At 30.8% G+C, this 14547-nt stretch carries 13 protein-coding genes; 12 read left to right on the top strand and 1 reads right to left on the bottom strand.

The window, feature by feature from the left end; translation table 11 throughout:
- The first annotated feature begins 109 nt into the window (after positions 1-109).
- The 12 genes from GC105_RS11040 to spoVAE all read left to right on the top strand — a co-directional run bounded on the left by GC105_RS11040 (position 110) and on the right by spoVAE (position 10865).
- Entirely contained in the window at positions 110-2470 is a 2361-nt protein-coding gene (locus tag GC105_RS11040) for an endonuclease MutS2 (RefSeq protein ID WP_152804721.1), read from the top strand.
- A gap of 303 nt (positions 2471-2773) precedes the next feature.
- Positions 2774-3307: a dCTP deaminase gene (gene dcd / locus GC105_RS11045; protein ID WP_343030018.1), complete on the top strand. Its 534-nt coding sequence runs from the start codon at positions 2774-2776 to the stop codon at positions 3305-3307.
- A 6-nt stretch (positions 3308-3313) separates the two neighbouring features.
- Positions 3314-3514: a hypothetical protein gene (locus GC105_RS11050; RefSeq protein WP_193708389.1), complete on the top strand. Its 201-nt coding sequence runs from the start codon at positions 3314-3316 to the stop codon at positions 3512-3514.
- A gap of 25 nt (positions 3515-3539) precedes the next feature.
- Complete coding sequence (locus tag GC105_RS11055; RefSeq protein ID WP_152804725.1) at positions 3540-4670, top strand: hypothetical protein; 1131 nt, start codon at positions 3540-3542, stop codon at positions 4668-4670.
- 18 nt (positions 4671-4688) lie between these two features.
- Positions 4689-5843 (top strand): cysteine desulfurase family protein, encoded by a 1155-nt coding sequence (locus tag GC105_RS11060; RefSeq protein WP_152804727.1) that lies wholly within the window; start codon positions 4689-4691, stop codon positions 5841-5843.
- Between the two features lie 9 nt (positions 5844-5852).
- A complete protein-coding gene (gene thiI, locus GC105_RS11065) occupies positions 5853-7007 on the top strand; it encodes a tRNA uracil 4-sulfurtransferase ThiI (protein ID WP_152804729.1) in 1155 nt (384 codons plus the stop codon).
- Between the two features lie 149 nt (positions 7008-7156).
- The gene (locus tag GC105_RS11070; RefSeq protein WP_152804732.1) at positions 7157-7510 is read left to right on the top strand and encodes an STAS domain-containing protein; all 354 of its coding nucleotides are present in this window, start codon (positions 7157-7159) and stop codon (positions 7508-7510) included.
- Positions 7503-7934, top strand: coding sequence for an anti-sigma F factor (gene spoIIAB / locus GC105_RS11075; RefSeq protein WP_152804734.1), 432 nt, complete (start codon positions 7503-7505; stop codon positions 7932-7934). The genes GC105_RS11070 and spoIIAB overlap by 8 nt, the downstream gene beginning before the upstream one ends.
- Positions 7935-7944: 10 nt before the next feature.
- Complete coding sequence (sigF, locus tag GC105_RS11080; RefSeq protein ID WP_152804736.1) at positions 7945-8694, top strand: RNA polymerase sporulation sigma factor SigF; 750 nt, start codon at positions 7945-7947, stop codon at positions 8692-8694.
- 314 nt (positions 8695-9008) lie between these two features.
- A complete protein-coding gene (spoVAC, locus tag GC105_RS11085; protein WP_152804738.1) occupies positions 9009-9455 on the top strand; it encodes a stage V sporulation protein AC in 447 nt (148 codons plus the stop codon).
- A 16-nt stretch (positions 9456-9471) separates the two neighbouring features.
- Positions 9472-10506, top strand: coding sequence for a stage V sporulation protein AD (gene spoVAD / locus GC105_RS11090; protein ID WP_152804740.1), 1035 nt, complete (start codon positions 9472-9474; stop codon positions 10504-10506).
- A complete protein-coding gene (spoVAE, locus tag GC105_RS11095) occupies positions 10506-10865 on the top strand; it encodes a stage V sporulation protein AE (RefSeq protein ID WP_152804742.1) in 360 nt (119 codons plus the stop codon). Before spoVAD ends, spoVAE begins: the two co-directional genes overlap by 1 nt.
- 83 nt (positions 10866-10948) lie before the next feature.
- On the opposite strand, the gene GC105_RS11100 is transcribed toward spoVAE, so the two are convergent.
- A complete protein-coding gene (locus GC105_RS11100; protein ID WP_152804744.1) occupies positions 10949-13900 on the bottom strand; it encodes a transglycosylase domain-containing protein in 2952 nt (983 codons plus the stop codon).
- Positions 13901-14547 lie beyond the last annotated feature (647 nt).

The following is a 14547-nucleotide window of genomic DNA, read 5'->3' on the forward strand; positions in this document are numbered from 1 at the left end:
CTCAGATTTAAAATTTCCTATTTTACTTGAAGTTCGTTGGAGACGCTTTCTTGTAATAGGGCAGTATTTAAAGCGCAGCTATAATCTAGATGTGTAAAGGGGTAATTTAATGAACGGTAAGACATTAAGAGTACTAGAATATAATAAAGTAATTAAAAATCTTAAAGAGTTTGCTGTATCTGAAAAAGGATCTGAGAGTATTGAAAGTTTAAAGCCTATTTCATCAAGGGCTAGAATAGAGATCCTTCTTAAAGAAACTGACGAAGCAGTAAGGATGCTTTTAAGTAATGGTACGATCCCTTTAGAAGGATTTTATGAGCTTAGTTATATTTTGAAAAAAGCAAAGATAAATTCTATATTAAGTTTAAAAGACTTAATGCAAATTGGTGCAACTTTGCGAGTTATTAAAAGTGTAAGAAAGTATTGTGAAGAAATTAACACAATGGAAAAATTTAATATAATTGACACTCTTGTAAGTTCATTAGAGGAGATATCCGATTTAGAAAAAGAAATTTCAAGATGTATATTATCAGAGGAAGAGTTAGCAGATAACGCTAGTGATGAGTTGTTTTCTGTTAGAAGACAAATTAATAGAAAAAATCAAAATATCAAAGAAAAACTAAGTTCTATGCTTACTTCACCTACTTATCAAAAATACTTGCAAGATCAAATTATTACAATTAGGCAAGATCGTTATGTATTACCAATAAAATTAGAGTATAGAAGTAATGTTGCAGGTATTGTTCATGATCAATCATCTACAGGAGCGACGCTATTTATCGAACCAATGGCAGTAGTAGAAATGAACAACGATTTAAAGAAACTAAAATTACAAGAAATAGCTGAAGTAGAACGTATACTACGTGATTTTACTTTACAAGTAGCCTCTTATTATGATGAGTTATCATATAATTATGAGACACTTATTCAATTAGATGTAATATTTGCTAAGGGAAAATATGCTCTAAATATTAATGCAGTATGTCCTAAACTAAATGATGCCTTGTATTTTAATTTAATAAAAGCAAGACATCCACTTATTGACGCAGAAAGTGTTGTAGCTTCAGATATTTACTTAGGTGAAAAATTTAATACATTGGTAATTACAGGTCCAAATACAGGTGGTAAAACCGTTGTCTTGAAAACTGTTGGACTGATGTGCCTTATGGTACAAACTGGATTATTTATCCCAGTAAATGATCAAAGTAGTATATGTATATATGAAAATATTTTTGCAGATATTGGAGATGAGCAGAGTATAGAGCAAAGCTTATCTACATTTTCTTCCCATATGACTAATATTGTCGATATAGTAAAGCATAAAGTTGATAAAACATTAGTATTGTTAGATGAATTAGGAGCAGGTACTGATCCTACAGAGGGTGCAGCGCTAGCAATGGCAATACTAGATTACCTACATTCAGGTGATGTAAGTACAATAGTGACAACTCATTACAGCGAGTTAAAACAATATGCAATTACTCAAGACAATGTTGAAAATGCTAGTGTGGAATTTAATGTTGAAACACTTAGTCCTACTTATAAGCTCTTAATAGGTATACCAGGTAAAAGTAATGCCTTTGAAATATCTAAAAGTTTAGGATTAAATTATGAAATTATTGAAAATTCTAAGAAATACTTAAGTAACGAAAATATAAAATTTGAAGATATTTTACACGATATTGAAAAAAGAAACAAAGAAACAGAGCAAAATTATTATGAAGCTATTAAAAATCGGGAAAAATCGGAGAGTTTCTTACAAGAATTAGAGGTCGAGAAACAAAGAATCATTGAAAAACAAAAAAACGTTGAACTAATTGCTAAACAAAATGCCTTAAAAATTTTAGAAGATGCAAATGAACAAGCGTTGCAGATTATTAAAGAAATGAATCAAATAAAAACAAGGGCAAAAAATAGTTATACTGGAGAATTAGAAGAATTAAAAAGAGATCTAAAAGAAAAAGAAAATAAATTAATTGTAGAAATTAGCAAAGAAACTCCACAACACAATAAATCTTCAAAACCATTTAAACCAGGTGATAGAGTTTTAGTAACATCCTTGAATCAAAAGGGTTATATTATAAAGGTAAATGCTGATAATTCTGCTCTAGTTGAATTAGGTATTATGAAATCTAAAGTAAATATAAGAGATATAGTACATGTAGATGAACAAGAAGTTGCTAAGAAAAATTATAGTAGAAGTGGTGTACAGAGCAAGTCGAAGAATATACAAACTAGTATCGATGTAAGAGGAATGAACTCAGAGGAAGTAATAATGGATGTAGAGAAATTTATTGACGATGCTTATTTATCAAATTTAGCTCAGATTACTATCATCCATGGAAAGGGTACTGGCGTATTGCGTCAAGCAATTCAAATCCTTTTAAAGAAAAATAAACATGTGAGTGAATTTAGATTAGGTGGATTCCATGAGGGTGGAATTGGTGCTACCATAGTTACACTTAAGTAATGGAATAGAATTTTGTCTCAAATTATCAGAGTAAGAGTATGTATGAAAAGAACTCGAAGATAAACTAAATTTTTGAAAGTCGCTACGCTTATATAGTTTGCAACTTAATGCCCTGCTGCTTTAAATAACTTTTCGTGCAATACCGTGTGATTCGTTATTGCTACTAATGATTTTTTATTTAAATTAGTGTATAATTAGTAATGAAAATTCTATGTAATGATTAAACACCATATAGAACAAACTTATAAATATTTTATAACAAAGAACACCTAAGAACTTAAACTAAAACGGGGTGCATAAATCGTGATTTTATCGGACAAGACAATAATAGAACTTTTAAACAATGGTGAGTTACAAATAGACCCTATAGACCAAGAACAAATACAACCAGCATCAGTGGATATAAGATTAGGAAACCATTTTTTAAAGCTCGACGAAAATAAAATAGAAGCTATGACTATGACTGATGAGATAAAATACATTTCATTTGAATGTAATGAGGTTATTATACCGCCAAATTCATTTTTATTAGCTACTACAAAAGAATATATTAAACTTCCCAAAAATCTGACAGCTTTTGTTGAAGGTAGAAGTTCAATTGGTAGAATGGGTTTATTCATTCAAAATGCAGGTTGGGTTGATCCTGGATTTGAGGGAGAAATAACACTTGAACTATTTAATGCCAATAGATTACCTATTAAGCTCGAAGCAGGTCGTAGAATATGCCAATTAGTTTTTGCTTCTATGGATCAAGAAGCGTCAAACCCATATAGCGGAAAATATCAAGGACAAAGAAGTTCTACTGGAAGTAGAATATTTCTAGATATAGATAAGTAAGGTTATATGATAAGGATAGTTGGATTGTTGTTATTATTAGTGTTTACGCTTTTTGCTTTTTGGGTAATGGCTAAGATTGTAATTGAATCAAACCATATAATTAATAAGAGAATGAAAAAAGCAGGTCATAAAGGAAGTTATGCTCAATATAAAAAAAATATAAACCAGGAAGATATAAGAAAAAAAAGTAAGAAAAGAAGAAAGTAATTGATAAAGGTATAGGTGGTAGGTAGTGAAAATAAAAAAAATCTACTTGATAGTTATAATTAGTGGAATAATGTTATTGTCTAGTTGTTTTAATGAAGAAATTGAAAATAAAACTGATGATATAATTGAAAACGAGCAGATTGAGGATTATAATACCATTTTTGAGAGTGTAGAACTTGAAAACAATGAAGATTATAATATACATAGGATTACTCAAGATGGTACATTGCTTGAAATACTAAATAACAAAAATATCTTAATAAGTAAAGATAATAACAACTTAGTTGTATATAATACAAAAAATCAAGATGAAAATATAATAGCAGAAGAGGCATGGAATGCTACAGTATCTATTGATAAATCAATAATATCATATGAAAAAGAAGATGGTATATATGTGTCAAGTATCAATGGTAATGATAGTATATTAGTCTATTCTCTAAATGATGAAATAACAAGAAATTTTATTATTTCGAGTGATAGTAAAAGTATTTTAATTCAAACTATAAAAGATGATGAGTTTCAGAATAAAATAGTTGATTTGGAAGGAAATGTTAAGGAACTAAATATAACCGAAAACGACGACTTCATAATAACCAAACTAATCTATTTTAGAAATAATAGATTATATGCAACTGCACAAATTAAAAAAGATAAGATAGATGTTAATGATGAAGAATTAATCAAGACTACAGATCTTATAAGATTAGATACTAATACCGGGGCTGTAAAAAATATTACTAATATGTCGCCGCAAGATCAAACATATCTACTCGATATATACGATGAAGACAAATTACTTATAAAGATTGAAGAAACTACTGTCGATGACGATGGGATTAATGTAAAAAATAGTATTAAGAGAGTTAATTTAAGTAATGGGGGAATCTATAGTACAAGAATAGATATAGCAGATACTACAGTAATTAAAATACTAGATAGGGAAACTGAATATATTTGGCTTGAGGAACCAATTGAATATGATATAAAATTTCCAAACAAATTAGAAATAAAATATAGGAATAATAAGGGAGTAGTTGATACTATTGGATCTATAACCTCAGGAATACCATCAACTATTTTTGTTCAAGATAATGATATTTATTTCAATTCTAATGGGGATATATATATAATTGATATGTTAAATAGAGAATGAAGTAAGGAGTATTAAATATTGATTTATTTAGATAATAGTGCAACTACACGTGTAGACGAAGATGTAATTAATATAATGAATTTATACCATAGTATAAACTATGGAAATCCTTCGTCTCTTCATCGTATGGGTTTAGCTGCTGAGAAAGCATTAGATACAGCTAGAATTCAATTAGCATCACTACTTGGTGTAGACAATAAGACGATATATTTTCTATCTGGTGGAACAGAAGGAAATAACCTAGCTATATCAAGTGCAATAAGCAAAAATAAAAGATTAGGCAACAAACTTATAACAACTAAAATAGAACATCCTTCTGTATTAGAGGTATTTAGACATTTTAGTACCTGTGGCTATGAGGTATGCTACTTAGATGTAGATAGAAGTGGATTTATAAATACGAATCAATTAGAAGAAGTATTGAGTGAAGAAACAATTGTTGTTAGTATAATGAAAGTTAACAACGAAATTGGTTGTATTCAGAATTTAAAGAGAATAGGGGAGATTGTTAAAAAGAAATCTCCACAATGTATTATCCATTCTGATTGTGTACAAGCATTAGGGAAAGTTCCCTTAAAACCAATTTTAGATGGAATAGATATATTGACTTTTAGTGGTCATAAATTTCATGGGCCTAAGGGCAGTGGAGGAATATACGTAAATAAAGAATTAAATCTTAAAACTCACACATTTGGAGGTGGGCAAGAAAGAGGTCTTCGATCAGGTACTGAAAATGTGCCTGCTATAGTTGGTATGGGTATGGCAGCTGAAATAATTTCTAAAGACTTCGAAGTGGTTACAGATCATATAAAGAAATTAAAATCCTATACTATGGAATTAATGTGCCAACAAATAGAAGATATTGAATTTAATAGCAAGGACGATGACAACTTTGCACCACATATTTTGAGTGTATCAATAAAAGACATAAAAAGTGAGATTTTATTGCATTTACTCGAAAATAAAGATATATTTATTTCTTCTGGTTCAGCATGCTCATCAAAGAAAAAATCTGGTAGCCATGTATTAAAAAGTATGAACTTATCACAAGATAGTATTGAGGGTTCTTTACGTATTAGTTTTTCAAAATATAACAATGCGAGTGAAGTAGAATATACTATAATGGTTATAAAAGAAGCTGTAGGTAGTCTAAGAAAGTATATTAGGAGGTAATTTTTTATTATGGAAAAAGTTATTTTAGTGAGATATGGGGAAATTGCCTTAAAAGGTTTGAATAAATCTTTTTTTATAGATATGCTTTTAAAAAATATAAAGGCATCTCTAAAAGGATTAAATGGCGTTAAATTAGAAAAGATACAAGGTAGATTTATTATTCGAGTTGCACTTGAAGATTTTGATAGAGCTTTGGATTTGCTTAGAAAAGTGTTTGGGATAGTATCAATAAGTGAAGCAAAGGCCTTTCCTAATGACTTTGAACAAATAAAACGTGTTGCTGTAAATATGATGGAATGTATAAATGAAGATACTACTTTTAAAGTTGAAGCACGAAGAGCAAATAAGGGTTTCTCACTAACATCTATGGAAATTAACAATGAGGTTGGTGGTCATCTATTAGATAATAATCAGTATTTAAAAGTAGATGTTAAGAAACCAGAGGTTAAGCTATACATTGAAGTAAGAGAAAAGACTTATATGTACAGCTCTATTTTACAAGGATTAGGTGGGTTACCTGTAGGTTGCAGTGGTAAGGGAGTATTAATGTTATCAGGTGGAATAGATAGCCCTGTTGCGGGATATCTAATGGCTAAACGTGGTGTTGAGATAATAGCAGTGCATTTTCACAGTTTTCCATACACTAGTGAAAGGGCACGGGATAAGGTCATTAAACTTACCGAGATAATGCAAGATTATACAGGGCCGATTAAGCTTTATATTGTGTCATTTACAGATATACAGCAAGAATTACTACTATCTTGCAATGAAAGATATACCACTTTACTTATGAGAAGAATAATGATGAAGATAGCCGAGAGAATTGCAATTGCTGAAGAGGCTAAGGCGTTGATTTCAGGGGAAAGCCTTGCACAAGTAGCAAGTCAAACTATGGAAAGTTTAATTGTCACAGATAATGCAGTAGAGTTGCCAGTTTATCGACCACTAATTGGAATGGATAAGAATGAAATTATAGATATATCACAAAAAATTGATACCTTTGAGACATCAATATTACCATATGAAGATTGCTGTACTGTCTTTGTTCCAAAACATCCAGAAACTAGACCAAAATTAGAAAAGATTTTAATAGATGAGCAAAAAATTGATATTGAACATTTAATACAAGAGTCTATTAACACTGCTGAAATAATCACAATGTAATTGAGAGGAACGACCCTGCGTCGTTCCTTTTTTACATCAAATTTAATTAATATAATGAGTTTTTTTCTATTCGACAAAACTTCTTATATTTCTTTGAAGGAAATATAAGATTAATAGCGAATTTATATATATTAAAGGAGGCTGTTTATATGGAATTACAGACGAGAATAATAGAAGATACACTATTAGTAAAAATTGTAGGTGAGCTAGATCATCACTCCTCAGAGGATATTCGAAATCAAATAGACAAATTACTCAGTTCAAATAGTATTATTAATATTATTTTTGATCTATCTCATATGAATTTTATGGATAGCTCAGGTGTAGGTATGTTTATGGGGAGGTATAAAAAGATAAAAATGAAAAATGGTATCCCAGTTATGATTAATATTCAAGATTCTAATAGAAGATTATTAAAAATGTCAGGATTATTTAATATTTATCAAGAATATAAGGATCTAGATGACGCAATACTAGCCATAAGGAGGGGGAGTGATGAATAACAAAATGAAATTAGAGATACTGAGCAAATCAGAAAATGAAAGTTTTGCTAGAGTAGTAGTATCTGCATTTGCTACTCAGTTAGACCCTACTATAGAGGAGATAACTGATATAAAGACAGCTGTTTCTGAAGCGGTTACGAACTCAATAATCCACGGTTACAATAAGGATGATGAGATTATACATATCTTGTGTGAAATTATTGATAATGAAATCATAGTTGAAGTAATTGATTATGGTATGGGTATAGAGAATATTGAACAAGCTAGAGAGCCATTGTACACCTCGAAACCACACTTAGAAAGATCAGGAATGGGTTTTACAGTAATGGAAAGCTTTATGGATAGTGTAACAATAAATTCCGTTCCTGGGGTAGAAACTAAAGTAGTAATGAAAAAATCAATAAAAAGCATCAAAAGTTATTGAGGGTATTTATATGATTAGTGAAGGATACTCGTATAATGATCATGAACAAACTATAGAATTAATAATTAAAGCACAAGGTGGGGACAAGCTAGCAAAAGAAGTACTAATCACATCTAATATAGGTTTAGTAAATAGTATTGTTAATAAATTTAGCAATCGTGGTCACGATAGAGAAGATCTATTTCAGATTGGAAGTATTGGTCTGATTAAGGCAGTAGATAACTTTAATACTTCATTTGATGTAAAATTTTCTACTTATGCAGTACCCATGATTATGGGAGAGATAAAAAGATTTTTAAGAGATGACGGTCTAATAAAGGTCAATAGAAATCTAAAGAGTATTTATAAGAAGGTCTACTATATAAAAGAAAACTTTTTTAATCTTAATAATAGAGAACCAACTATTGAAGAAATTGCAAAGGAAATTGGTGTTGAAAAGGAAGAAATAGTAATGGCATTAGAAGCTTGTTATGCTCCAGACTACCTATATGAGGTGATTCATCATGATGATGGAAATCCAGTAATGCTAATAGATAAGATAGGTTCTGATGAAAAGCATGAGGAAAATTTTTTGGATAAAATTACTTTAAAAGAAATAATATCTAGGTTACCACCTAGAGAAAGGCAAATTGTTGTAATGCGATATTTTCAAGATAAAACACAAAACGAAATTGCTGAAAATCTAAACATTTCTCAAGTTCAAGTGTCTCGCATAGAAAAGAAAATTTTAATCAAGTTAAAAGAGTATCTAAGTGGATAATTAATCAAATAATTTTATTCATAACATAGGTTAGACTTATTATAATGATATGTATGCCAAGAGCATCTGCATAATAATAGGTTATAACCTTTTTTTATTGATTAAGTTACTTTTCTACTCAATATAATTAGAAACATTAACTTAGCTTAGTCAAAAAAACTTTTCTATCATATAAAAATAAGCATTAAAACGCTTTATTACTATATTTTTATATAACTCATTTTTTTTTATCCATAAAATTATTAATCATATAAAAGTTTAAAGTGTAAATAATAAAGATAAATAAAATATAAGGAAATAAATTGGAGGTTTACATGAAATCAATAAAAACAGATAAGGAGTATAAGGATTATGTAAAGGATAAACAACCAAAGCAGACACTCTTAAAGAATTGTATTAATGCTTTTATTTGGGGAGGATCTATTTGCATTTTTGGACAATTATTATTTGATATGAGTAAAAAACATTTAGAATTAAATGAGAAAGATGCTGCAACAGTTCAGATTATCATATTAATTTTTATAGGTGCATTCTTAACTTCTGTAGGAATTTACGATAAGATTGGAAAACATGCAGGAGCAGGTTCTATTGTTCCTATAACTGGTTTTGCCAACTCAATTGTGGCTCCTGCTATGGAGTATAAAAAAGAAGGTTATGTAATGGGTGTTGGTGCAAAAATGTTTTCTTTAGCTGGACCAGTACTCGTATATGGCACGTCAGCATCTGTTATAGTAGGTATAATATATTATTTTTTTAAGTAGAAGGTGGTGAAATGCAATGAAAAATAACAGATTAGGAAGACAAACTATTAGGTTTGAAAATCCTCCAACAATACTAAATACTGCATCAATAGTTGGTCCTAAAGAAGGGGAAGGGCCTTTGAGAGACTATTTTGATAAAGTAGAATGTGATGATACATGTAAAGAAAAAACTTTTGAGAAGGCAGAAGAATATTTTTGTAATGAGTCTGTAGAGACATTGCTTCATAAAGAGAGGCTTAAGAGTGGTGACATAGATTATTATATTGGAGGAGATTTATTAAATCAAATTATCAGCACTAGTTTTACTGCAAAAAAACTAGGTATTCCTTATTTTGGAGTATACAGTGCATGTGCAACATTTGCTGAGGCAATACAATTAGCTTCTTGTATTATTGCAGGTGAATTTGCGTTAAATATAGTAGTATCTGCGTCAAGTCATTTTAGCAGTGCTGAAAGACAGTACAGGTCTCCTTTAGAATCCGGAGTTCAAAGAAAGATGACAGCTCAATGGACAGTAACAGGGGCAGGTTCAATGCTATTAACACAAAATTCTAAACCTCCGTATATTACTCATGTTACTACAGGCATTGTTCAAGACTATGGCATTAAGGAAGCTGATAATATGGGTACTGCTATGGCTCCAGCAGCCGTAGAAACGATACTATCACATTTTAAGGACACTGGGTATAAACCAGATGATTACGATCTTATTATAACAGGAGACCTTGGTACTGTTGGAAAAGATATAACAATGGATCTTTTACTGAGAGAAGGATTTGATGTTAGTAAAAACTACACAGATTGTGGTGTTGAAATATACGATGAATCTCAAGATACTCATGCTAGAGGTAGTGGTGCAGGATGTTCAGCAGTTGTTTTTTCTGGATATTTGTTTGACCAACTTAATAAAAAAGAGTTAAATAAAATACTCTTTGTACCAACTGGAGCATTACTTTCTCCTACTACAACTCTTCAGGGCGATACTATACCGTGCATAGCCCACGCTATTACTATAGAAAACACACCTGAGTTAGGTAAGGAGGCGAAGTAATGGTTGATTATATATGGGTTTTTGTTATAGGTGGTATTATTTGTGTAATTGCTCAAATAATTATGGATACTACAAAATTATTACCGGCACATATATTAGTATTATATGTTGTCATGGGTGTTCTTTTAACTGCTATAGGAATTTATCCGAAGATTGTAAAGATTGGGCAAGCTGGTGCTACTGTACCAATAATAGGATTTGGTTACTCTTTAGCGAAAGGTACAATGGAAGCAGTTGATAAGGAAGGTATTATTGGTGCATTTAGTGGAGGAATAAGTATGACTGCCAGTGGTATATCAGCTGCAGTAGTATTTGGATATCTAGCATCTATTTTTTCTCATTCTAAATCTAAAAAATGATACTTTTATTATGTACTATATTTAAATAAAGCTTTCTTATTTAGAAAAGGCGAGTAGAAACTGTGGTTTCTACTCGCCTTTTTTTATTCAGGTTCTTTTTCTTTATTTGATTTTTCCTTTTCCTTATTTCCGTTGTTTGTCTCCGGTTCAATACTTACGGGATCTTCAGGTTGTGGGGTAGGAGTTGGTTGTGGTTCGGGTTCAGGTTCACTTTTATTGATTGTAACTGAAATACTAGCAGAATAAGATATCTTATCAGTAAAAGCAAATTTTGCAGTTACAGTCGAATTTCCACCAGATACAGCTGTTATAGTATAAGTGTCATTACCTTTTGCAGTTACAGTTACATTCTTATTGTTAGAAGAAACATTTAAGTCTTTTAAATTATTTACATTCTTGTTATTTATTGTAGAACCTCGTATTTGAATAGTAGTAGATTCACCTTCGTTTAAGGAAAGACTGCTTATAGGTGAATTGTCTTTAAATATTTGGATGTTCATTACACTATTAGCACTGTGAATGTCACATTGTTCAAGATTTTGGCTACCAGGTACAAATACACCGGATTCACTTTTAGGAACATAGTTTGGGTTTACTGGTCTTACACCACTTGGGAAACGATTGTCAGGTTTTATAAATCTAACAGTAGTTTCTACTGTGTCATGAGGACAGAATTCAGTTGCAAGCTTGCCAGATACTGTGCAAAGTGTTAATTCCACATGAAAATCGTCATGTTCTGTTGGTACAGTACCACTAATAAACATTTCGCTAATAATAGTGGATCCTCTAGGATCTCTTGATGTAAATTCAGTAGGTAATTTTCCTGAAACTCTATCAATGCTAGCAGTTACAATGCCTCCTGGCTTTCCTGGGAGATTTTTAGACTTCAGTCCTTTGTGAATATCCCTCATTACTGCTTGCCACATTGGTGCCGGACCAATAGGTCTTGAACCACCTGAAAGTCCAATATTTAAATTATACTCTTTACCTCCGACCTTAACCTTGTTCTGGTCATAGCCATACCAAACAGCAGCAGTATAGTAAGGTGTGTAACCAGTAAAATACGCATGCATATGATTGTTGGTAGTTCCTGTTTTACCTGCTATTTGCATATTTGGTACAGAAAGTGATGTGGTTCCACCTCTAACAGCTGTTTTTAAAACATCTGTAATCAAAAATGCCGTTTGTTCAGAAAATACTCTTATTTTTTCTTGCTTATTTTCTAAAACTATATTACCATCTCTATCCTCTATATGAGTGTATAAGATTGGTTCATTTCGAGTACCTTCACTTGCAAAAGTTGAGAAAGCACTAGCCATTGCTACAGTAGACTGACCATAAGTATAACCACCTAATGCTAGTGAAGACGCTTGCTCATCTTCTTTTACAAACTCAAGTCCTAATAATTCACCGTACTTTATAGTGTCTTGAAGTCCTATATCCATCCATGACTGAACTGCTAAGGTATTTGTAGATTTTCTTAAACCTTCCCTGAGTGTAGTCATTCCATTATACCCACCAGCATTTGTTGGTTTCCATGATCCAATTTGAATAGGTACATCATCATAAGTTGTGGCAAGTGTTATCTTTTTTGTTTCAAGACCAGGTGCATATACAGTAAGTGGTTTCGTCGAAGACCCTACCTGGAATTTTTGAGTAGCGCGATTCAAAGATCTACTTTTTTCTTTATTTCTACCGCCAATCATTCCCACTACATGGCCATTAGAGTTGTCGATAACCGTCATTGCTGCTTCTGGCAAAAGGTTAACCTCTTGTCCCAGTTCTTTTGTAAGCGCTTCAGAAGCTCGCTTAGCGGTATTTGATTGTTTTGGAAATAGACTATCATCATTAAATTTCTCATCTAATACATTCTGGACATTTGGATCTTTGGTAGAGTGGATTTTCAATCCAGAATTTAACAGATAGTTTTCTGCATCTTCTCTTGTATCAAAAGAAAAATTTTCAGAGATCATTAAATCATCAAGAATTTTAATATACAACTCATCAGTAAAGAAAGAGTATATTTCTGCATTTGGGGGTACTTGTAGTGCAAAGTCGTTATTTTTCAACTCTTCTGTAGCAGTGTCAAATTCTTCGTCAGTTATATGTCCTAATTCCTTCATTTTTTGTACTACAGCTAAAGCACGGTTTTTATTATTTTCATTATGAACAATTACTCCGTCATCATCTTTTTTTATCGCATACACGCCTTCTTCTACTTCTTCAGTAATGTATGGCTTATAATGTGTTGGACTTTTAATAATAGAAGCTAATACCGCAGCTTGAGAAACACTTAATTCATCAACGCTTTTATCAAAATACACCTTAGATGCAGCTTGAATACCCCATGCATTTGCAAAACCTACTTTGTTTAAGTATGCTTCTAAAATTTGATCTTTAGTAAATTGTCTTTCTAGTTGCATGGCAAGATACATTTCTACTACTTTTCTTTCCACTTTCTTTTCTGAGGATAGGTGAGTTAGCTTAACTAACTGTTGTGTAATAGTACTCCCGCCTGGTCCTGATAAAGACTGAGAGGTAACAATCCCCACTCCTGCTCTAAATAAACCTCTAATATCAATGCCACTATGAGTATAGAAACGTTCATCCTCTATATCTATAAAGGCATTCTTAACCATATCTGGTATTTCATCTATATCTATTATTTCTCTTTTCTCTTTGCCTTGTAATTCTTGATCAAAATCGCCATTTTTATCTAGAACGGATGATGGTTCTATGTACTCAAACTTACTCAGATCCAAGCCTTCTGAATCATTAATCCATGAATACGCAAAACCTGCACCAACTACTCCGATAAGGAATAAAGAAAGTACACATAGAATAGTGAACCATTTTAAGAAAAATAGTAAATTCTTTTTCTTCTTCTTTTTTAATTTCTTCTTTTTTTTAGATTTAGAAGAAGATGGCACTTTATTTTCTTTCATATGATCATCATCTAAATACTGCCGATCATAAAGGTCACTTTCTAGAATAATTTTTTCATCATCTTCATTATTATCTTTTCTGTTACTCATTTTGCACCTCCAAATAGCATTAAAAATTATCTAATTCTATGTCAGATGGACTAGAAGAATTTGATTGCTATTATTAAATATTATTTATAAAGTATAACACTATAGTATAAGAAATTGTTTCTTTATAATTATAATATTTAATGCATAAAAATATCAATCTTTTTAAATCATTATTACTTATTCTTTGATAATTAGACATAATTTAGAGATAAGTTACGAATAATATTGGAAAATTACTACAACTATTTGTCGAATATAAATATTTTATAATAATAATATTAACATTTACTATATTTCAAACAATATAATTTTAAAAATTATTATGAACAACTTACATGCTTAATATATAAAGTAACATACTATATATTGAGATATAGTGAGTTATATAACAAAGTAAGTTGACATAATATCTTAATTGATGTATTATTTTAAGAGTCGCGTGTAAATAAAGTATGAAACTAGCAATTAGCTAGAATAAATGAACTTTAAGGTAACTTGATAAAAAATGAATATTAACAAGTCAAAATAAGTTAGAAAACTTCAAAAGCAACAACATAGGTATTTGAAAATAGAATAGTGCACACAACCTAAACAAAATAGTATAAGACTTACGATGAAAGTTGTAAGCAACAAAGTAACAAAAGTAA

The organism is Alkalibaculum sporogenes (assembly GCF_009362815.1).
Classification (GTDB): Bacteria; Bacillota; Clostridia; order Eubacteriales; family Alkalibacteraceae; genus Alkalibaculum_A; species Alkalibaculum_A sporogenes.